The organism is Streptomyces sp. CA-249302, from assembly GCF_050936785.1.
Taxonomy (GTDB): Bacteria; Actinomycetota; Actinomycetes; order Streptomycetales; family Streptomycetaceae; genus Streptomyces.
This window is the reverse complement of record NZ_JBNJMG010000001.1, coordinates 5,492,190-5,512,147: the sequence shown is the minus strand read 5'-3', so window position 1 is coordinate 5,512,147 and position 19,958 is coordinate 5,492,190. Positions and strand designations below refer to the sequence as shown.

Genomic DNA, 19,958 nt, shown 5'->3' with positions numbered 1-19,958 from the left:
CGGTCTCCGTCGGCCACGCTACAGCCTCGGCGCAAGCCGCCGGTCCGAGAAGGAAGCCGGAACCGACACGAGACGGACCGGCCATCAAACCGTCACCCCCGGCCGTCGTGCAAATTCTGTGTACCGCGAGTACAACCTCTGTAACGCTCCCACGACGCTTCTTTCGCGTACGGTCACGGAACGGGCATCGCGCTTGACGTGTCAGTGCCCTCGGGCAGACTTGGCCGGGATTAACACATTCGATCACTGACTTTCAGCCCGGCGATGACGGTCTACGGCGCCTGAAGGCCTATGGGGGACGCGGAAGATGAGCCAGGACGGCGCACAGGGCCGGTATGCGGGGCGGGCGCTGGCCGGTGGCCGCTATCAGCTGCGCGACTTGCTCGGCGAGGGCGGCATGGCCTCCGTACACCTCGCCTACGACTCCGTGCTGGACCGGCAGGTCGCGATCAAGACCCTGCACACCGAGCTCGGCCGCGAGCAGGCCTTCCGCGAGCGCTTCCGCCGCGAGGCCCAGGCCGTGGCCAAGCTCACGCACACCAACATCGTCTCGGTCTTCGACACCGGCGAGGACAGCGTCGACTCGATGACGACGCCGTACATCGTCATGGAGTACGTCGAGGGCCGCCCGCTGGGCTCGGTGCTGGACCAGGACGTACGGCAGTTCGGCGCGATGCCCGCCGACAAGGCGCTGAAGGTCACCGCGGACGTACTGGCGGCGCTGGAGATCAGCCACGAGATGGGGCTGGTCCACCGGGACATCAAGCCGGGCAACGTGATGGTGACCAAGCGCGGTGTCGTCAAGGTGATGGACTTCGGCATCGCGCGTGCCATGCAGTCCGGCGTCACCTCGATGACGCAGACCGGCATGGTCGTCGGCACCCCGCAGTACCTGTCGCCCGAACAGGCCCTGGGCCGCGCCGTGGACGCCCGCTCCGACCTGTACTCGGTCGGCATCGTGCTGTTCCAACTGGTCACCGGGCGGCTGCCGTTCGACGCGGACTCGCCACTGGCGATCGCGTACGCGCATGTCCAGGAGGAGCCGGTGGCGCCCTCCTCGATCAACCGGGCGCTGCCGCCGGCCGTGGACGCGCTCATCGCCCGCGCGCTGAAGAAGAACCCGAACGAGCGCTTCCCGAGCGCCGAGGCCATGCGCGACGAGTGCCTGCGGGTGGTCTCCTCCCTCCAGGCCGCCCCGCCGAGCATCGTCCCCGGCGCACCCACCGCGAGCGGCGCGGGCGTCGGTGCCGCGGTGTTCCCGCCGGTCAACCACGCGACCCCGCCGCCGCTCCCGGTCCAGCAGCCGTACCAGCCGGCCCCGACCCCGAACCCGTACGGCACACCGGCGCCTTCGCCGACCCCTTCTCCCTCCTACGGCTATCCGCAGCAGGGCGGCTACCAGACGCCGCCGCCGTTCCCGCAGCAGCCGCAGACCCCGGCGCCGTACAACCTCTCGCCGCAGCCCGCGACGCCCCCGCCCTCGCGGGCCGGCGACCGGGGCAACAGACCGGTGGTCGTCATCATGGTGATAGTGGCGATCATCGCCGTGACCGGGGTACTGGCGGCGATCCTGCTCAACAGCGGCAAGAAGAGCAGCGACGACAGCAGTGGCAGCAGCAGCAGCGGTGGCACCACGGACGTGAGCACCTCGGCGACACACGCGGAGGGGTACCGCGGGCCGGACACATCCAAGGTGATCGACTCGACGGAGTGCACCGAGCCGCAGGAGTCGTACACCGACGAGAACAAGATCCGGATCCCCGACTTCCGGTTCAAGTACATCGACTCGGTCAAGGACTGTCTGACGGCCGCCGGGTGGTCGGTCAAGGTCGAGGACATCGACGAGAACACCTACGGCGAGGGCTCGGTGATCGAGCAGTCGCCGGAGGCCGGGGAGGACGCCGACCCGGACGACGTCCAGGTCACCCTGAAGGTCTCGACGGGCAACCCGGCCAGCTGACGCGCATACGAAGGGCCCGGCGGTCTCGGCCGCCGGGCCCTTTCGTGTACGTCGCTACGGGACCGTTACGCCGCTACGGGTCCGTCCCGGCCTACAGGTACGGCCCGCCGGTGCGGCCGGCCGCCTGGCCGCCGTCCTCGCCCATCTCGTGCCCGACCCCGGGCGGCAGCGCGCGGCGCATCTGCTCCAACTGCGCCCGCGCGGCCATCTGCTGGGCGAACAGCGTGGTCTGGATGCCATGGAAGAGGCCCTCCAGCCAGCCCACCAACTGGGCCTGCGCGATACGCAGTTCCGCGTCGCTCGGGGTGCCCTCGTCCTGGAACGGCAGGGACAGCCGCTCCAACTCGTCGACCAGCTCCGGCGCCAGACCGTCCTCCAGCTCCTTCACCGAACTGCGGTGGATCTCCTTCAGCCGGGCCCGGCTCGCCTCGTCCAGAGGAGCCGCCCGCACCTCCTCCAGCAGCTGCTTGATCATGCTGCCGATCCGCATCACCTTGGCCGGCTGCTCGACCTGGTCCGTCACCGGGATCTCGCGGGAGTCCTCGTCTGTGCCGCCGCCAATCGCCATGCCGTCCTGGCCAACGACCAGGATCTGGGGATTCTCCGGCGACCGTTCGTTCCTCGGCATCTCCATGCCGCCATTCTCTCGCACCCGTGCATCTCATCACCGTGGTGCCCCCCGTGGAAGGTGATCCACCGTTTACGGTGCGGAAGATTGTGCGCGGGAGATTCTGTGCGGGTGGGGATGGCGTCACTCCTCGGGGCGCGCCCTGGTGACGGTGATCAGCCGCAGCAGGCGGGCCTCGCAGTGGTCCAGCCAGCGGATCTCCGCCTCCGCGTGGCAGATCAGCTGCTCCAGGACCAGCAGCCGCGCCACCTCGTCGGGGTGCTCGGGCGTCCTGGCCAGCGCCTGCGCCCGCTGCCGTACGTACTCGTGCAGCGCGTCCGCCACATGCCGGCGCTGCGCCTCCACGACCGCCCGCACGTCCACGCCGGGCGCGCCGACGGCCAGCGCCAGCTTGATCGCCAGCTCGTCGCGGGGCGGGCTCGCCCGCTCCACGGGCGTCCCGAACCACGCCCGCAGCTCGTCCCGCCCGGCCCGCGTCAGCACGTACAGCGCCCGCCCCGCCTCGTCCTCGCCGTCCTGCACGACCATCCCGTCCCGCTCCAGCCGGCCGAGGGTCGTGTAGACCTGCCCGATGTTCAGCGGCCAGGTCCCGCCGGTACGCGCCTCGAACTCAGTGCGCAGCCGGGAGCCGTAACGGGGGCCGTGTTCCAGCAGCGCCAGCAGGCCGTGACGTATCGACATACCCGGATTGTGCAGCCGCTCCGGTTATTTGGCGGAACCCGAAATGCCGGACGTGCGACACGGGGCGACGCTTGGGACGTGACTTCATGGCTGCGTGCTTTGAGGGGGGCGGGAGTGGTGGTGGGGGTGGGTGTCGGGGTGACGGTTTTCGGGGTGCCGGTGGGTGGAGGTGCGACGGCGTACGGGGGTGCTTCGTCGTACGGGGGTGCTTCGTCGTACGGGGGTGCTTCGTCGTACGGGGGTGCTTCGTCGTACGGGGGTGCTTCGTCGTACGGGCGCGTATCGACGGACGGGCGTGCATCGAGGGACGGGGGCGTTTCGTCGTACGGGGGCGTTTCGTCGTACGCGATCGGTTCGTCGTACGCACCCGTTTCGTCGTACGGCGGCGTATCGACGTCCGCTCCCGTATGGACGTCCGGCGCCGTCCCGTCGGACGCCCCCGTATCGACGCACGGTGTCGGGCGGGCACCGGCTCCCGGGCCCTCCGGGTCCGCTTCTCCCCATGATCGTGAGCCGTCGCGGGCCGGGAGTGTGGCCGGGGAGGGGCGGGAGCGGCCGGGGCGGGCGGAGGTGTCGACGCCTGCGGACGACGCCAGTGACGAGGCGGTGGGCGAGGAGGCCGGCGGCGACGGCGGTGACGTCCCGGAGGGCGACGCGGACGGCGGCGGCGACGGCGAGAGCCCGGAGGCCGACCGGTCGGCGCAGGCCGCGCGGGTCAGTCCCGTGCCGCCCGCCCCGCCGGTACGGCAGACCGTCACGCGGGCCGAGGCGCCGGCCGAGCCCGTGCTGCGGATCCTGCCGCTGGGCAGCGGGCTGGTCCTGATCGGGCTCGGCCTGGGACTCGCGTTCATCGGGCTTCGGTTGCGGCGGAGTTAGTTCACCGCCGAGGTGCCCGTCCCCTCGGCGGCCGGACCCGTCAGGGCACGACCAGCAGCACCTTGCCGATGTGCCCGCTCTCCTCCACCACCCGGTGCGCGGCGGCCGCGTCGCTCATCGGGAGTTCGCGGTCGACGACCGGGCGGACGTGGCCGCCGGCCAGCAGCGGCCAGACGTGTTCGCGGACGGCCGCCACGATGGCCGCCTTCTCCTCCAGCGGACGCGCCCGCAGCGAGGCGGCCGTGACCGCGGCACGCTTGCCCAACAGCGCGGCGAGGTTCAGCTCGCCCTTGATGCCGCCCTGCATGCCGATGACGGCGAGGCGGCCGTTGACGGCGAGGGTCTGGACGTTGCGGTCCAGGTACTTGGCGCCCATGTTGTCGAGGATGACGTCGGCGCCCGCCCCGCCCGTGGCCTTCTTGACCTCCTCGACGAAGTCCTGCTCCCGGTAGTTGACGAGGATCTCGGCGCCCAGTTCGGCGCAGTAGTCCAGCTTCTCCTTGGTGCCCGCGGTGACGGCGACCTTGGCGCCGACGGCCTTGGCCAGCTGGATCGCCATCGTGCCGATGCCGCTGGAGCCGCCGTGCACGAGCAGGGTCTCGCCAGGGCGCAGGTGAGCGATCATGAAGACGTTGGACCAGACCGTGCAGACCACCTCGGGCAGCGCCGCTGCCGTCTTGAGGTCGACGCCCTCGGGAACGGGCAGCAGCTGGCCCGCCGGTACGGCGACTTTCTCGGCGTAACCGCCGCCCGCGAGCAGCGCGCACACCTCGTCGCCGACGGCCCAGCCGGAGACGCCGGGGCCGAGCGCGGCGATCCGGCCGGAGCACTCCAGGCCGGGGTATCGGGACGCGCCGGGCGGTGGGTCGTAGAAGCCCTGCCGCTGGAGGATGTCGGCGCGGTTGACGGCGCCGGCCACCACCTCGACCAGGACCTCGCCCTCGCCGGGCACGGGATCGGGAACCTCGTCCCACACCAGCGCCTCGGGCCCACCAGGTTCGGGAATCGTGATCGCATACATGAAAGGGACGCTACTCCGTCAGTTCTGCTGGAGGCGCTTGGCATCGGGGGCGATCTGCGTGCCCGGCGTCGCCCGCACGATCGTGATCAGCCGGTCCGTCAACTGGAGCTCGCCGACGGCCGGATCGTCGTATCCGAGCACCCGGTGCCCGCGTACGACGCTCACCACCAGGTCCTCCGTCTCGCGCGGGCCCTTGCCCGTCTCGGCCCTGGTCACCGGGCGTTCGACGATGTCGAGCCCGCTGCCCTGCTGGATCAGGTCCTCCATCACCATGCCGACCGCGGGGCTGAGCACGGACAGTCCGAGGAGGCGGCCGGCCGCGCTGGCGCTGGTGATGACCGCGTCGGCGCCGGACTGCTGGAGCAGCGGCGCGTTCTCCTCCTCCCGCACCGCGGCCACGATCTTGGCGGTGCGGTTGAGCTGGCGGGCCGTCAGGGTCACCAGGACCGCGGTGTCGTCGCGCTGGGTCGCGATGATGATCTGCCGCGCCCGCTGCACCTCGGCCCGCTTGAGCACCTCGCTGCGGGTGGCGTCCCCTATGACACCGGCGTAGCCGTCGGCCGTCGCCGCGTCGATCACCTTGGCACTGGGGTCGACCACGACGACCTGCTCCTTGTTCAACCCGGTCGCACACACGGTCTGGATCGCCGACCGCCCCTTCGTCCCGAAGCCGACGACGACGGTGTGATCCCGCAAGGTGGACCTCCAGCGGTTGAGGCGCCATTCCTCCCGGGTGCGCTCGGTGAGGACCTCGAGCGTGGTGCCGACCAGGATGATCAGGAACAGCACGCGCAGGGGCGTGACGACGAGGATGTTGGTGAGCCGGGCGGCGTGGCTGACGGGGGTGATGTCGCCGTAGCCGGTGGTGGAGAGCGTGACGGTCGCGTAGTAGAAGGAGTCGACGAGGTCGACCGAGCCGTCCGCGTTGTCGTTGTAGCCGTCGGCGTCCGCGTAGACGATGAGGGCGGTCGCGACCAGCACCAGCAGCGCCATCAGCAGCCGTTTGCCGACCTGCCGGATCGGCCGCTCCACCACCTTCTTGGGGAGTTTCACCCGATGGGTCACGAGGTGTTCGTCCGCCTGCCGGGCGATCGCGTCATGGCCCGGAAGTTTCACGTGAAACACACCCCGATTCCGGCGGACGCCCAGGGCAGGTCGAGGAGTTCGAGCTCCTGACCCGCCCGGGCACCACCGGGTGGTACGACGGCGAGGGCGTCGGCCGCCGCGATGCCACGCAGCATGGCCGGGCCGTTGTAGTGCAGCGGCACGGCGACCTCGCCGCGCAGCACGACGGGGATGAGCCGGGTGTCGTACGGGTGCCCGTGGACCGTGTCCTGCAAGGGCAGCGCGTACGGCTCCGGCGCGGGGTGCGCGGCGAGGGTGCGCAGCAGCGGCTCGGCGAGGGTGAGCAGGCCGGACACGGCGGCCAGGGGGTTGCCGGGGAGGCCTACGAGGTGCTGGTTCTCCTTGGTGCGGGCCAGCAGCATGGGGTGGCCGGGGCGCACCTTGACGCCGTCCACGAGGAGTTCGGCGCCGATGCGCTTGAGGGTGGGGTGGACGTGGTCGACGGGGCCGGAGGCTGTGCCGCCGGTGGTGACGATCAGGTCGGCGCCGGAGCCGGTGACCGCCTTGTGCAACGCCTTGGCGTCGTCGCCGAGCCGGCGTACGGCGGTGACCTCGGCGCCGAGCGCACGCAGCCAGGGCGGCAGCATCGGGCCTAGCGCGTCCCTGATGAGGCCGTCGTGCGGCCGACCCGCGGTGAGCAACTCGTCGCCGAGGACGAGGACTTCGACGCGGGGGCGGGGGACGGCGGTGAGGGTGTCGTAGCCGGCGGCGGCCGCGAGCCCGAGCACGGCCGGGGTCACCAGGGTGCCGACGGGGAGGAGCTGGTCGCCGGAGCGGCACTCCTGCCCGCGGGGCCGGATGTCCTGGCCGTGCTGCATGTCCCGGGTGGCGTGCAGGCGGTCCTGGGCGTCGGTGCGGCCGTGCTCGGCGCGCAGCACGGCGGTGGTGTCCGGGGGGATACGGGCGCCGGTGGCGATCCGGACGGCCTCGCCGTCGGTCAGCGGCTCCGGCTCCCCGTGCCCGGCCAGCACGCCTTCGTCGCGTACGTCCCAGGGGCCGGGTCCGGCGACCGCCCAGCCGTCCATCGCCGAGGTGTCGAAGGAGGGCAGGTCGGTGAGGGCGTCGAGGGGGGCGGCGAGGGTGAGGCCGAGGGCCGCGTCCAGGGGGACGGAGACGAGGGCGCGCCGGGCGGACCGGGTAGCGGTACGGGCGGCGCGGGCGGCGATGGCACGGGCCTCGGGCCAGGGGGTGGCGCGGTGGTGCGCGTCGGGCTTGTGAGCCGCGGCGCCCTCCGCGGCGGCGGCCCGCGGGGCGGGGGTCTGGTCTGCGGGGCCACGGCGGCCCGGGTCGTTCACCAGCGCGAGCACCTCCTCGACGTCGAGGTCCTCTGCGTCCTCGCCCGTCCGGGTGGGGTGGGCGGTCATCCGGCGTCCGTATCGGGCTTGGCCTCGGCGGCCTCCTGCTCCCAGCGCAGGGCGAGGGCGGCGGCCTTGCGGGCGGCCTCGGCGACGGCCTCGGGACCGCCACCGGCCTGCGCGGCGGCGTACCCGACGAGGAAGGTGGTCAGGGGCGCCGCGGGCCTGGCCACACCGTGGGCGGCGTCCCGGGCGAGGTCGAGCAGCACCCCGGTGTCGACGTCGAGGTCGATGCCCAGCTCGTCCTTGGCAGCGGAAATCCATTCATCCAACACGTGCCCATGCTCCCTGATACGTGCCCTGGCGGCGGCGATGTCGTCCCAGGTGTCGCAGTCGAAGGACGCGACGGGGTCGGGGACGCGGGTGAGTGCGAGACCGGCGGTGAGCCGCCGGAGGGGGAGGCCGGTGAGGCCGGTGGGGGTGGGGGCGCGGCGGTGTCGCCGGCTGTGTCACGCCGGCCTGTCGCCCCGCCCGAAGCCAGTGCGGCGAGTTCGCGGTGCAGGGCCGCCGTGCGGTACGCGGCGACCAGTGGCTGGTCCCGGTTGTCGGCGTCGGTGAGCAGGGCGCCGTCGGCCTCGCTCGTGTGCAGGGCGGTCAGCAGTCGGCGCACGGTCGCCGCTTCGAGGAACGGCAGATCCGCGGAGAGTACGACGACCTGCTCGGCCGTGGTGTGCCGCAGCCCGGCGGCCAGCGCGGCCACGGGCCCCGCGCCCGCCGGTTCCTCGCGCGCCCAGCGCACGGGCCGCGCGGTCGGCCGGGCGTCGGCGACGACCACGGTCGTACGGGCATCGGCGCAAGCGGCGAGCACCCGGTCGAGCAGGGCCCGCCCGCCGACCCGCACGCCCGGTTTGTCGGCACCCCCGAGCCGCCGGGCCCCGCCCCCGGCGAGCACGACAGCGTCGTACACCGGTCCGCTGCCGGCTCCGTCCGAGGGCTCGTACGAGGTCACCCCATGAGTATGCGTGCCGCCACGATCACAGGGAACGTGCGGTCGGCCGCGCAGTCACAGGGTGCGCGGCCGGCACGGTACGGCGGCTTGATGGCCCGGCCCGCCCGCCCGCGTCACAGCGTCCGCAGCAGCACCGTCGGCTGTTCCACGCAGTCCGCCACGTACCGCAGGAAGCCGCCCGCCGTGCCGCCGTCGCAGACCCGGTGGTCGAAGGTGAGCGAGAGCTGGACGACCTGGCGGACCGCCAGCTCGCCCTCGTGCACCCACGGCTTGGGGACGATGCGGCCGACGCCCAGCATGGCCGCCTCGGGGTGGTTGATGATCGGCGTGGAGCCGTCGACGCCGAACACCCCGTAGTTGTTCAACGTGAAGGTCCCGCCGGTGAGTTCCGCGGGCGTGAGGCCGCCCGCCCGGGCCGCCTCGGTCAGCCGGGCGAACTCCGCGGCCAGCGCCTCGGCGTCGCGCGCGTGCGCGTCCCGGACGACCGGTACGACGAGGCCCCGCTCGGTCTGCGCGGCGAAGCCCAGATGCACGTGGTCGAGCTGGACGATCTCCCTGGCCGCCATGTCGACCGTGGAGTTGAGCTCGGGGAAGCGCGTGAGGGCGGCCGTGCAGATGCGGGCCAGCAGGGCGAGGAGCGAGATCTTCGGCCCGCCCGCCGCGTTCATCGCCGCCCGCGCCCGCATGAGCTCGGTCGCGTCGGCGTCCACCCAGCAGGTCGCGTCCGGTATCTCGTGCCGGCTGCGGGAGAGCTTGTCGGCGACGACACCGCGGATGCCCTTGAGGGGGATGCGGGTCCCCTCGGTCAGCGCGGGCGCGGGGGCCGCCACCGGTGTCGCGGCCTGGTGAGTGGCCGAGGCCCGAAGGGCGTACTCGACATCGGCCCGCAGAATCAGCCCCTCGGGCCCGGATCCGGTCAACTCCCTCAGGTCCAAGCCGTTTTCACGGGCGATCCGCCGTACGAGGGGCGAGATCACCGGCACCGGACCCCCACCGCGGACCGGGTCCCGCACGTCGGTCACCGCCCCGGAAGCCGTCGTGCCCGTGCCGTTCGACACCGTGCCGTTCTGCCGCAACGGCCCCCGCCCGACAGCGGGCGCGATCCTCCCGTCGCCCCCGTCGTCCGCAGGACCCGGCCGCCGTCCAGACGCCGCCGGACCGCCACCCGAACCCGAAGGCACCGCCGCACCGGCCCCCGGACCGCCCCCCGGCCCCGCCGGCCGCACCCGTCGCCTGCGCGCCGGTGGCGCCCCCGTGCCGTAGCCCACCAGCACGTTCCCCGACCCCTCGGCCTCTCCGACGGGGGCCTGCGGGCCCACCGCGACCGTCAGCAGCGGTGCCCCGACGGGCAGTTCCGTGCCCTCCTCGCCGAAGCGGGCCGTGACGACGCCGCCGTAGGGGCAGGGCACCTCGACCATCGCCTTGGCCGTCTCGACCTCGACGACCGGCTGGTCGATCGCGACGACGTCGCCGACCTGGACCAGCCAGCGCACGATCTCCGCCTCGGTGAGCCCCTCCCCGAGGTCGGGGAGCTTGAACTCCAGCACGTGTGCCATCAGCTCTCGGCCTCCCACTGCAGGCGCCCGACGGCGTCCAGGATCCGGTCCACGCCGGGCAGGTGGTGCCGCTCCAGCATCGGCGGCGGGTACGGGATGTCGAACCCGGCCACGCGCAGCACCGGCGCCTCCAGGTGGTGGAAGCAGCGCTCGGTGACGCGGGCCGCGATCTCCCCGCCCGGTCCGCCGAAGGAGCCCGACTCGTGCACGACGACCGCGCGCCCGGTCCGCCGTACCGAGGCCGCGACCGTCTCGTCGTCGAACGGCACCAGGGAGCGCAGGTCGACGACTTCGAGGTCCCAGCCCTCGGCCCGCGCGGCCTCGGCGGCTTCGAGGCAGACAGGGACCGACGGCCCGTATGTGATGAGCGTGGCGCTCCGGCCCGGGCGCCGCACCACCGCACGGCCTATCGGATCAACGGGCGAGGGCTCGTCCGGGTTCCAGGAATCCTTCGACCAGTACAGGCGCTTGGGCTCCAGGAAGACGACCGGGTCGTCGGAGGCGATGGCCGCGCGCAGCAGGCCGTATGCGTCGGCGACCGTGGCGGGCGTGACGACATGGAGCCCCGGAGTCGCCATGTAGTACGCCTCGGAGGAGTCGCTGTGGTGCTCGACACCGCCGATGCCGCCGCCGTAGGGGACGCGGATGGTGATCGGGAGAGGCATCGCCCCGTGGGTGCGGTTGCGCATGCGCGACACATGGCTGATCAGCTGCTCGAACGCGGGGTACGCGAACGCGTCGAACTGCATCTCCACGACCGGCCGCAGGCCGTACATCGCCATGCCGACCGCCGTGCCGAGGATGCCGGCCTCGGCGAGCGGTGTGTCGGTGCAGCGGTCCTCGCCGAACTCCTTGGCGAGCCCGTCGGTGACGCGGAAGACGCCGCCGAGGGTGCCGACGTCCTCGCCCATGACGTGCACGGTGGGGTCGGCGGCCATGGCGTCGCGCAGTGCGCGCGTGAGGGCCTGTGCCATGGTGGCCGGCTTGAGGGCGACGGTGGTCATCAGTGGCCGCCTTCCTGCTCCGCCGCGAGCTCGGCCGCCAACAAGGCTTGCTGCTCGCGCAGTTGCGGGGTGGGCTCGGCGTAGACGTGGGCGAACAGGTCCATGGGGTCGAGGACCGGGTCCTGGTTCATGCGCTCGCGCAGGTCGGCGGCCATGGTCTCGGCGGCCTCGCGCGCGTGCCGCATGCCGTCCTCGTCGATGAGGCCGCGCTCGGTCAGCTCGTGCTCCAGGAGCGCGATCGGGTCGTGCGCGCGCCAGGCCTCGACCTCGGCGTCGCCTCGGTAACGGGTCGCGTCGTCGGCGTTGGTGTGCGCGTCGACGCGGTAGGTGATCGCCTCGATGAGGGTGGGACCGCCGCCCTCGCGCGCGTGCCGTATCGCGTCGGTGAGGACCTCGTGCACGGCGACCGCGTCGTTGCCGTCGACCAGACGGCCCGGCATGCCGTAGCCGACGGCCTTGTGGGCCAGCGACGGGGCCGCGGTCTGCTTGGCGAGCGGGACGGAGATGGCGAAGCCGTTGTTCTGGACCAGGAAGACGACCGGCGCCTGCCATACGGCGGCGAAGTTCAGCGCCTCGTGGAAGTCGCCCTCGCTGGAGCCGCCGTCGCCGACCATGGCGAGCGCGACCACGTCGTCGCCCTTGAGGCGGGCGGCGTGGGCGAGGCCGACGGCGTGCGGGAGCTGGGTGGCGAGGGGGGTGCACAGGGGGGCGACGCGGTGCTCGTGCGGGTCGTAGCCGGTGTGCCAGTCGCCGCGCAGGAGGGTGAGCGCCTGGACGGGGTCGAGGCCGCGGGCGACGGCGGCGAGGGTGTCGCGGTAGCTGGGGAAGAGCCAGTCGCGCTCCTGAAGGGCCAGCGCGGCGGCGACCTCGCAGGCCTCCTGGCCGGTGCTGGAGGGGTACACGGCGAGGCGGCCCTGCTTCGTGAGCGCGGTCGCCTGCGCGTTGTACCGACGGCCGCGCACCAGCTCGGCGTAGAGGCGGCGCAGCAGGGCCGGATCGGCCTGTGCGGCGGCCTCGGTGCCGAGGACGCGGTAGGGCTCCGCGTCCGGCAGCAGCGGCGCGGGGTCCGTGCGGGGCTGCCAGGCGGGCGGCGGCGATGGCCGGTACGCGCCCCGCTGCTCCATGACCGTCATGACGGCACCTCCTCGTGGGAGCGGCTGTCGGCGGGCCACGGTTGCGACTCGCCTCACCTACCGATTGTTCGGTCGTCGGCACATTTTGGCTACAGGCGCCTTCAGGCTGTGGACAAACGGTTCTCCACAGCCTCAAATGAACGCAGTACGTCCATGGTAGGGAGGCGGGGGGACATGGCACCTGAACAAATGGCCGAAGGGCCGGAGAGCGTCGGTCCGCTGCCGCCCGCTCGTCCCCTCGACGCCATCGATCTGGACATCCTTCAGATGCTCCAGGCGGACGGCCGCGCCTCGATAAGGTCGGTCGCCGAACGGGTCCATGTCTCGCGCGCCAACGCCTACGCGCGTATCAACCGCCTCATCGAGGACGGTGTCATCCGTGGCTTCGGCGCCCGCGTCAACCACGAACGCGCAGGTCAGGGCACCTCGGCGTACATCACCTTGAAGATCGTCCAGAACTCCTGGCGGACGGTGCGCGAGCAGCTCAGAGAGCTGCCCGGGGCGTCCCACATCGCCCTGGTGGGCGGCGACTTCGACGTGCTGCTCCTGGTGCACACGCCGGACAACAAGGCGCTGCGCGAGCTGGTGCTGACCCGGCTGCAGGCCATGCCGGAGGTGCTCAGCACGCGCACGCTGCTGGTGTTCGAGGAGGAGGACCTGGAGCCGCAGGGCTGAGGCTCAGGCCTGGTCGCGCAGTCCGGAGAACACCAACTGAGTTACCGCGTCCGCCACTTCGCGCTCGTTCATGCCGCGTCCGTCCGGTCGGTACCACTCCACGATGGAGTTGATCATCCCGAAGACGAGCCGGGTCGCGAGGCGTACCTCCACGTCGCCGCGCACGTCCCCCTCGGCGGCCGCCGCCTTCAGCAGCTCGGCCACCCGGTGGTCGAAGTCGCGGCGCCGCTCCAGCGCCCACCGCTCGGTGTCCGTGTTGCCGCGCACCCGCAGCAGCAGCGTCACGTACGGCAGTTCGGCGATCAGCACCTCGACCATGCGCCGGACGACGTACTCCAGGCGGCCGGAGGCGCGCCCCACGCGCGCGTGCTCCTCGTCGAGGATCCCGAAGAGGCCGTCGAGGGCCCGGCTGACGGCCCGGCGCAGCAGCTCCTCCTTGCCGGCCACGTGGTGGTAGATCGACGACTTGGAGATGCCGGCCGCCTTGGACAGGTGCTCCATGGAGGTGCCGTCGTAGCCGCGCTCGTTGAAGACCTGGACGGCGACGGACAGCAGCGTCTCCGGGGTGTACGTGTCGCGCTTGGCGGTGGTCATGAGGTGCTGCCCTCCCGCTTGTCGGTGGCGTACGCGTGGCGGTACAGCGCCAGGGACGGCGCGTAGCGGCCGGAGGGATCGCGCAGGTGCAGGTCGTCCAGGAGGGCGTAGGCCCAGTTGCGGCCGAGTTTGCGGCTCCACTCGAAGGGGCCGAGCGGGTAGTTGACGCCCAGGCGCATCGCCGTGTCGATGTCCTCCTCGGTGGCCACGCCCTTGGCGACGGCGTCGTGCGCCAGGTCGACGATCCGGGCGACCGTGCGCGCGACGATCATGCCGGGGACGTCACCGATGACGCTGACGTCCTTGCCGAGCGCCTGGAAGAGCCCCGTCGCCTCGGCGAGGGTCTGCTGCGAGGTGTCCTGGGAGGCGGACAGGGCGATGCGGGTGGCGCGGCGGTAGTCGAGGGCGAGGTCGAAGTAGACGACGTCCCGGAACTCCACCGAGGTCTGCCCGTCCGCAAGGGCCAGCTGGCCGCCGCCCGGCAGCACCAGGCGGGTGCCGTGGTCCTCGTCCTCCTCGCGCACCGGGATGCCCGCCTCGCGGATCAGCGTGAGGAGTTCGCCGGCCGGGCCCAGATCGCCCTCGACGACCACGTACGCGGGCCGCTGCTGCTCCTCCGCGGTGTGCGGCTCGGCGCTCTCGGCGTCGTCCGCGTAGTCGTACCAGCCCTGCCCGCTCTTGCGCCCGAGCCGGCCCGACTCGACCAGGCGGCGCTGGGCGAGCGAGGGCGTGAAGCGCACGTCCCGGAAGAAGGACTCCCACACGGAGTGCGTGACCGACTCGTTGACGTCCTGGCCGATGAGGTCGGTGAGCTCGAAGGCGCCCATCCGGAAGCCGCCCGACTCGCGCAGGATCGCGTCGATGGTGGCCGGGTCGGCGCCCTGGGCCTCGTAGACCGCGAAGGCCTCGGCGTAGAAGGGCCGGGCGATGCGGTTGACGATGAAGCCGGGGGTGTCCGCGCAGGCGACCGGCGTCTTGCCCCAGGCGCGCGCCATCTCGTACGCGCGCGTGGCCGACGTGACGTCGGTGGCGAACCCGGAGACGACCTCGACCAGCGGCAGCAGCGGGGCGGGGTTGAAGAAGTGCAGGCCGACGAAGCGGCCCGGGTTGCGCAGGGCTCCGCCGATCGCGGTGACCGACAGGGACGAGGTGTTGGTGGCGAGCAGACAGTCCTCGTCGACGAGGTCCTCAAGGGCCCGCAGCAGCTCCTGCTTGGCGTCCAGGCGCTCCAGGACCGCCTCCACGACCAGGGAGCAGTCCGCGAGGTCGGCGAGGTCCGTGGCGGGCAGCAGGCGCTCGCGTGCGGCGTCCCGCTCGGCGGCCGTGAGCCGGTCCTTCTCGACGAGCCGGTCGAGCCGGGCACCGATGGATTCGGTCGCTTCCAGGGCGCGCCCCGGTACGGCGTCGTACAGCCGTACGCGATGGCCGGCGACCAGCGCGACCTGGGCGATGCCCTGGCCCATGGTGCCGGTGCCGACGACGGCCACGGGGCTGCTGAGGTCGAGTGCTGTCATGTGCGCGATCCTCCCGCACGGGGTTTTCCACAGATGCGGCGGACCCCCTTGTCCCGACCGATCGTTCGGTTACTCTAACCCTGTCTGGCCCACCCGTCACCCGCCACCACCCTGCTCGAGGCGCTTCGCGCCGCACCCCTGATGTTCCTGCCCATGTTTCTGCCCAGGTCAAGAACTCGACGAAGAGTTCGAAAGACGAGGAGTTGGTCCCGCATGGCCGCCGAACTGACCGCGCACGAGCTGATCGCCAAGCACCGGCCCACCCTCGACCAGGCGCTGGAAGCGATCCGCACGCGCGCGTACTGGTCCCCGCACCCCGAGCACCCCAAGGCGTACGGCGAGAACGGCAGCCTGGACATGGCGGCGGGCAAGGCCGCCTTCGACGCCCTCCTGGGCACCCGCCTCGACCTCGGCCAACCGGGCACGGACGGCTGGACGGGCGGCGAGGTCTCCCCGTACGGCATCGAACTGGGCGTCGAGTACCCGCACATGGACGTCGACGTGCTGCTGCCCGCCATGAAGGAGGGCCAGAAGGCGTGGCGGGACGCGGGCGCGGAGGCGCGCGCGGTGGTCTGTCTGGAGATCCTCAAGCGGATCAGCGACCGGACGCACGAGTTCGCGCACGCGGTCATGCACACCTCCGGCCAGGCATTCATGATGGCGTTCCAGGCGGGCGGCCCGCACGCGCAGGACCGCGGCCTGGAGGCGGTGGCGTACGCGTACGTGGAGCAGGTCCGCACGCCCGACACCGCGGAGTGGACCAAGCCGCAGGGCAAGCGCGACCCGCTCGCCCTCACCAAGCAGTTCACGCCGGTCCCGCGCGGGACCGCGCTGCTGATCGGCTGCAACACCTTCCCGACGTGGAACGGCTATCCGGGCCTGTTCGCCTCCCTGGCGACCGGCAACGCGGTCCTGGTCAAGCCCCACCCGCGCGCGGTGCTGCCGCTCGCGCTCACCGTGCAGGTCGCGCGCCAGGTGCTCACCGAGGCCGGCTTCGACCCGAACCTGGTGGCGCTGGCCGCCGAGCGCCCCGGCGAGGGCATCGCGAAGACCCTGGCCACGCGCCCGGAGATCCGGATCATCGACTACACGGGTTCGACGGCGTTCGGCGACTGGCTGGAGGCCAACGCCCGCCAGGCGCAGGTCTACACGGAGAAGGCCGGCGTCAACACGGTGCTCGTGGACTCGACGTCGAACTACAAGGGCATGCTCTCCAACCTGGCCTTCTCGCTGTCCCTGTACAGCGGCCAGATGTGCACCACCCCGCAGAACCTGCTGATCCCGCGGGACGGCATCCGCACCGACGAGGGCCCCAAGACCTTCGACGAGGTGGTCGCCGACCTGGCCCGCTCCGTCGACGGCCTGCTCGGCGACGACGCGCGCGCGAACGCGCTGCTCGGCGCGATCGTCAACCCGGACGTGAAGGCCCGCCTGGAGGCCGCGGCCGGTCTGGGCGAAGTCGCCCTCGCCTCGAGGGAGATCGGCAACCCCGAGTTCCCGGACGCGGTCGTGCGCACCCCCGTGATCGTGAAGCTGGACGGTGCCAAGCCGGACGACGAGGCCGCCTACATGAGCGAGTGCTTCGGCCCCGTCTCCTTCGCCGTCGCCGTCGACTCCTCGGCCGACGCGGTGGAGCTGCTGCGGCGCACGATCCGCGAGAAGGGCGCGATGACGGTCGGGGCGTACACGAGCGACGAGGAGGTCGAGCAGGCGGTCCAGGAGGCCTGCCTGGAGGAGGCGGCCCAGCTGTCCCTGAACCTCACGGGCGGGGTGTACGTCAACCAGACGGCCGCGTTCTCCGACTTCCACGGGTCGGGCGGCAACCCGGCGGCGAACGCCGCGCTCACCGACGGCGCGTTCGTCGCGAACCGCTTCCGGGTGGTGGAGGTCCGCCGGGAGGCCTAGAAGGCGGCCGTGACGCTCCAGTGGTAGAGCGTCATCGCCACGCTGGTCGCCAGGTTGTAGCTGGAGACCTGGGGGCGCATCGGCAGCCGGAGCAGGTGGTCGGCACGCGCGCGTAGTGCGCCGGACAGGCCGCTGCGCTCCGAACCGAACGCGAGGACGGCGTCGTCCGGGAGCTTCGTCCCCCGGATGTCGTCGCCCTCCGGGTCGAGGGCGAACACCGGCCCCGGGGGCAGCTCCTCGACGTCCAGCCGCTCGACGGCGGTGGCGAAGTGCAGGCCCGCCCCGCCGCGCACGACCGTGGGATGCCAGGGGTCGAGCGTGCCGGTGGTGACCACGCCGGTCGCGCCGAAGCCGGCGGCCAGGCGGATCACCGCGCCCGCGTTGCCGAGGTTGCGCGGGTTGTCGAGGACCACCACGGGGGCGGTGCGCGGGGTGTGCGCGAGCCGCCCGAGATTGGCCGCGCGGGACGGTCGTACCGCCAGAGCCGCCACCGCCGTGGGATGCGGGCGCGCCACCAGACTCCGGTACGTCGGCTGCGGCACCTCCGTCAGGAGCGCCGCGAGCCGGTCGCGTACGTCGGGGGCCAGTTCGTCGGCGAGGGCGAGCGTGGCCTCCCGGTCGGCGGTGACCGCGACCGGGACCTCGGCGCCGAAGCGCACGGCGTGCTTGAGGGCGTGGAAACCGTCGAGCAGGACGGCGGAGTCGGCGAGCCGGTGCCAGGCGCTCACGGGGTCGGTCATGGCCTGCAGCCTACGTGCGGGCGCGCGCCCCTCACGCCGTGGAGTTCGCCGGCGCCGGCTCGGGGTTGTCCGGCGTCCGTGGTTCGGGGATCTCGGTGCGTCCGCCGCGGGTGAGGCGGGTGAGGACGCGGTCACGCGCGCGTGCCGCCAGGTCGCCGAGGCGGCGCAGGAACGGCGTCGGCAGGAAGACCGAGTCCGCCGCGATCATCGCCAGCGAGAAGAACGGCAGCCCGAGGACGACGGCGATCACGGCGTGCTCGGTCATCATGACCGCGAGGAGCACGTTCTTGACCCGCCGGTTGAACAGCGTGAACGGGAAGGCGACCTGCACGATGACGGTCCCGTACGTCACCAGCATCACCATCGTGCCGCTCGCGGAGAGCAGGTCGGCGAGGGCGGGCCAGGGCGAGAAGTAGTCCAGGTGGAGCGGGTAGTAGACCGCGGTGCCGTCCTGCCAGCGGGTGCCCTGGATCTTGTACCAGCCGGCGGTCGCGTAGATCATGCAGGCCTCGACCATGACGACCAGCAGGGCGCCGTTGTGCGCGATGTTGGCTACGACGTCCAGCATGATCCGCGGCTCCGCGGACTTCGCCCGCAGCCCCACGACCCACCACACGGCCTGCCCGACCCACACCAGCCACAGGATGACCGGAACGGTCGGGTCGGTGCCGTCGAACCGGCCCCCGGCCGTCACCGCGACCAGCGCGAACCCGAGCACGGCCCACAGCGCCGGACCGACCCGGTCCACGACCCGCTCGCCACGCGCGCGTGCCTCGTCCGCGAGCCGCGCCCGCCGGGCGTCCAGCGACCACACCTGGCCGCAGCGCGTGAAGACGAGGTAGATCGACATCAGGTGCAGGACGTTGTCGCCGCCGTCCCCCATGAAGACACTGCGGTTCTGCAGCGACAGCACACCCACCATGAACAGCACCGACATGGTGCGCGTGCGCCAGCCGAGCAGCAGCAGGAGGCTCGCCAGCAGGGCGAGCACGTACACGAGCTCGAACCACACCTGCGTGTCCGACCACATCAGGGCGGAGAACGCGCTGTTGGACGAGATCAGCTGCTGCGCCAGATTCCAGCTCCACGGCCCGTCGGGGCCGTACATCTCCTGACGGTGCGGGAGCTCGCGGAGCAGGAACAGCAGCCAGGTCGCGCTGAAGCCGATACGGATCACGGCACTCTGGTGCGGGCCGCGCGCGGCCTCGGTGACGCGGGCGATACCGGCCGAGACCGACAGGGAGAATCGGTTCACTGGGCACCCCCGACGATGTCGGCGGCCGAGACCGGCCACCAGGGCAGCACGCGGTACATCGGCTTGTCCGAGATCCTCTCCGCGCTCCACTTGGGCGGCGTCACATTGGTGGTACGGGAACGGACCTGGACCCGCGCGACGGTGCCGCCCTTGTCGGCCGCGTCGTCACGGTCCAGCCGCATGACCACGATGCGCCGCAGATACGACTCCGACAGCGAGCCCCGCATGCCCGTCGAGCGGTTGTTGCCGTCGTGTGTGGCGACGAAGAAGTCCCAGGCCCGGCGCAGCTCGTTCTGCTGGGTGTGGCTGGGCACCAGATTGCCGTCGATGGCCCGGCCGTCCTCGGCGGACAGGTCGTACCAGCCGGTGGTGCGCACCCCGCCGTCCGACTCCTTCACCTCGGCGCGCACCTGGACCGCGATGTTCTGCTGGAGCGGGTTCGGCGCGAACAGCTTCCAGTTCTGCTCGAACTCCGGATACACCCAGTCCTCGATCGCCTTGCCGTGCTTCTTGGTGACCGTGTTCGCCGGCGCGACGTGCAGGAAGACCATGCCTATGTGCACGCAGACGACGACGCCGACGACGGCGAGCGCCAGCGCGGCACCGATCTGGTAGCGCAGCGAGAGGGCGGCGACGCCGGTACGGGCGTCCGGTGGCCCATGCGACTCAGGCGTATCGGCCGGCTCGGGCGCAGCGCCCGGTCCGTCCGGCCCACCCCGGGCGTCCGTGCCTGTGTCGTACGCGTCCATTCCGCCCCGTTCCCCGATCCCGATCCGTCACTCGAACGCGAACGGTACTCAGGCCCGTCCGCGCCGCACAGTCCCCGCCCCGCCATCCCCGTTGTCCACAGGTAACGCCCGCAGGTTATCCACAGCGGTTGACACCTTACGGCGCCCGGCCCACCACGGAACCGCACGGCCCGAACGATCGGTCGGGAGGCGACTGCGGACGAAGCCGGGCCGAGGGGACCTCGTGGAGACACCGCCG

Annotated in this window: 17 protein-coding genes and 1 pseudogene; 4 read left to right on the top strand and 14 right to left on the bottom strand. The window is 72.2% G+C overall.

Going from position 1 to position 19,958, the window contains the following annotated elements; translation table 11 throughout:
• The first annotated feature begins 307 nt into the window (after positions 1 to 307).
• Complete coding sequence (locus tag ACQEWB_RS24805) at positions 308 to 1,960, top strand: protein kinase domain-containing protein (protein WP_432834537.1); 1,653 nt, start codon at positions 308 to 310, stop codon at positions 1,958 to 1,960.
• Between the two features lie 91 nt (positions 1,961 to 2,051).
• On the opposite strand, the gene ACQEWB_RS24800 is transcribed toward ACQEWB_RS24805, so the two are convergent.
• Both ACQEWB_RS24800 and ACQEWB_RS24795 read right to left on the bottom strand, forming a co-directional pair.
• Positions 2,052 to 2,594 carry a bacterial proteasome activator family protein gene (locus ACQEWB_RS24800; protein WP_432834535.1) on the bottom strand — a complete coding sequence of 181 codons (543 nt, stop codon included), beginning with the start codon at positions 2,592 to 2,594 and terminating at the stop codon, positions 2,052 to 2,054.
• A gap of 117 nt (positions 2,595 to 2,711) precedes the next feature.
• On the bottom strand, positions 2,712 to 3,269 hold the full coding sequence (locus ACQEWB_RS24795) for a PadR family transcriptional regulator (protein ID WP_432834533.1): 558 nt from the start codon (positions 3,267 to 3,269) through the stop codon (positions 2,712 to 2,714).
• 570 nt (positions 3,270 to 3,839) lie between these two features.
• On the opposite strand from ACQEWB_RS24795, the gene ACQEWB_RS24790 reads away from it, so the two are divergent.
• Positions 3,840 to 4,145: a hypothetical protein gene (locus ACQEWB_RS24790; RefSeq protein WP_432834531.1), complete on the top strand. Its 306-nt coding sequence runs from the start codon at positions 3,840 to 3,842 to the stop codon at positions 4,143 to 4,145.
• A 40-nt stretch (positions 4,146 to 4,185) separates the two neighbouring features.
• Here ACQEWB_RS24790 and ACQEWB_RS24785 read toward each other — a convergent pair whose 3' ends face one another.
• The 7 genes and pseudogenes from ACQEWB_RS24785 to pdhA all read right to left on the bottom strand — a co-directional run bounded on the left by ACQEWB_RS24785 (position 4,186) and on the right by pdhA (position 12,288).
• Positions 4,186 to 5,166: an NAD(P)H-quinone oxidoreductase gene (locus ACQEWB_RS24785; RefSeq protein ID WP_432834529.1), complete on the bottom strand. Its 981-nt coding sequence runs from the start codon at positions 5,164 to 5,166 to the stop codon at positions 4,186 to 4,188.
• 18 nt (positions 5,167 to 5,184) lie between these two features.
• On the bottom strand, positions 5,185 to 6,282 hold the full coding sequence (locus tag ACQEWB_RS24780; protein WP_432834527.1) for a potassium channel family protein: 1,098 nt from the start codon (positions 6,280 to 6,282) through the stop codon (positions 5,185 to 5,187).
• A complete protein-coding gene (locus ACQEWB_RS24775; protein ID WP_432834525.1) occupies positions 6,279 to 7,655 on the bottom strand; it encodes a molybdopterin molybdotransferase MoeA in 1,377 nt (458 codons plus the stop codon). Before ACQEWB_RS24775 ends, ACQEWB_RS24780 begins: the two co-directional genes overlap by 4 nt.
• Positions 7,652 to 8,595, bottom strand: a pseudogene (locus tag ACQEWB_RS24770) (NTP transferase domain-containing protein). Before ACQEWB_RS24770 ends, ACQEWB_RS24775 begins: the two are co-directional and overlap by 4 nt.
• A gap of 113 nt (positions 8,596 to 8,708) precedes the next feature.
• On the bottom strand, positions 8,709 to 10,151 hold the full coding sequence (locus tag ACQEWB_RS24765) for a dihydrolipoamide acetyltransferase family protein (protein ID WP_432834523.1): 1,443 nt from the start codon (positions 10,149 to 10,151) through the stop codon (positions 8,709 to 8,711).
• On the bottom strand, positions 10,151 to 11,155 hold the full coding sequence (locus tag ACQEWB_RS24760) for an alpha-ketoacid dehydrogenase subunit beta (RefSeq protein ID WP_432834521.1): 1,005 nt from the start codon (positions 11,153 to 11,155) through the stop codon (positions 10,151 to 10,153). The genes ACQEWB_RS24765 and ACQEWB_RS24760 overlap by 1 nt, the downstream gene beginning before the upstream one ends.
• Complete coding sequence (gene pdhA / locus ACQEWB_RS24755) at positions 11,155 to 12,288, bottom strand: pyruvate dehydrogenase (acetyl-transferring) E1 component subunit alpha (RefSeq protein ID WP_432834519.1); 1,134 nt, start codon at positions 12,286 to 12,288, stop codon at positions 11,155 to 11,157. The genes ACQEWB_RS24760 and pdhA overlap by 1 nt, the downstream gene beginning before the upstream one ends.
• 174 nt (positions 12,289 to 12,462) lie before the next feature.
• On the opposite strand from pdhA, the gene ACQEWB_RS24750 reads away from it, so the two are divergent.
• Positions 12,463 to 12,963, top strand: coding sequence for an Lrp/AsnC family transcriptional regulator (locus ACQEWB_RS24750; RefSeq protein WP_432834517.1), 501 nt, complete (start codon positions 12,463 to 12,465; stop codon positions 12,961 to 12,963).
• 3 nt (positions 12,964 to 12,966) lie between these two features.
• Here ACQEWB_RS24750 and ACQEWB_RS24745 read toward each other — a convergent pair whose 3' ends face one another.
• Both ACQEWB_RS24745 and ACQEWB_RS24740 read right to left on the bottom strand, forming a co-directional pair.
• Positions 12,967 to 13,557 carry a TetR/AcrR family transcriptional regulator gene (locus tag ACQEWB_RS24745; protein ID WP_432834515.1) on the bottom strand — a complete coding sequence of 197 codons (591 nt, stop codon included), beginning with the start codon at positions 13,555 to 13,557 and terminating at the stop codon, positions 12,967 to 12,969.
• Positions 13,554 to 15,071, bottom strand: coding sequence for a 3-hydroxyacyl-CoA dehydrogenase (locus tag ACQEWB_RS24740; RefSeq protein WP_432834513.1), 1,518 nt, complete (start codon positions 15,069 to 15,071; stop codon positions 13,554 to 13,556). The genes ACQEWB_RS24745 and ACQEWB_RS24740 overlap by 4 nt, the downstream gene beginning before the upstream one ends.
• Positions 15,072 to 15,284: 213 nt before the next feature.
• Here ACQEWB_RS24740 and paaN point away from each other — a divergent pair, with 213 nt between their 5' ends.
• Positions 15,285 to 16,976, top strand: coding sequence for a phenylacetic acid degradation protein PaaN (gene paaN, locus ACQEWB_RS24735; protein ID WP_432834511.1), 1,692 nt, complete (start codon positions 15,285 to 15,287; stop codon positions 16,974 to 16,976).
• Here paaN and ACQEWB_RS24730 read toward each other — a convergent pair.
• The 3 genes from ACQEWB_RS24730 to ACQEWB_RS24720 are packed head-to-tail and all read right to left on the bottom strand — an operon-like array spanning position 16,973 to position 19,720.
• Positions 16,973 to 17,716 carry a TrmH family RNA methyltransferase gene (locus tag ACQEWB_RS24730; protein ID WP_432834509.1) on the bottom strand — a complete coding sequence of 248 codons (744 nt, stop codon included), beginning with the start codon at positions 17,714 to 17,716 and terminating at the stop codon, positions 16,973 to 16,975. The two genes, paaN and ACQEWB_RS24730, sit on opposite strands and share 4 nt — an antisense overlap.
• 31 nt (positions 17,717 to 17,747) lie before the next feature.
• A complete protein-coding gene (locus ACQEWB_RS24725) occupies positions 17,748 to 18,971 on the bottom strand; it encodes an HTTM domain-containing protein (RefSeq protein ID WP_432834507.1) in 1,224 nt (407 codons plus the stop codon).
• Positions 18,968 to 19,720 (bottom strand): DUF5819 family protein, encoded by a 753-nt coding sequence (locus tag ACQEWB_RS24720; RefSeq protein WP_432834505.1) that lies wholly within the window; start codon positions 19,718 to 19,720, stop codon positions 18,968 to 18,970. The genes ACQEWB_RS24725 and ACQEWB_RS24720 overlap by 4 nt, the downstream gene beginning before the upstream one ends.
• Positions 19,721 to 19,958: the final 238 nt, after the last annotated feature.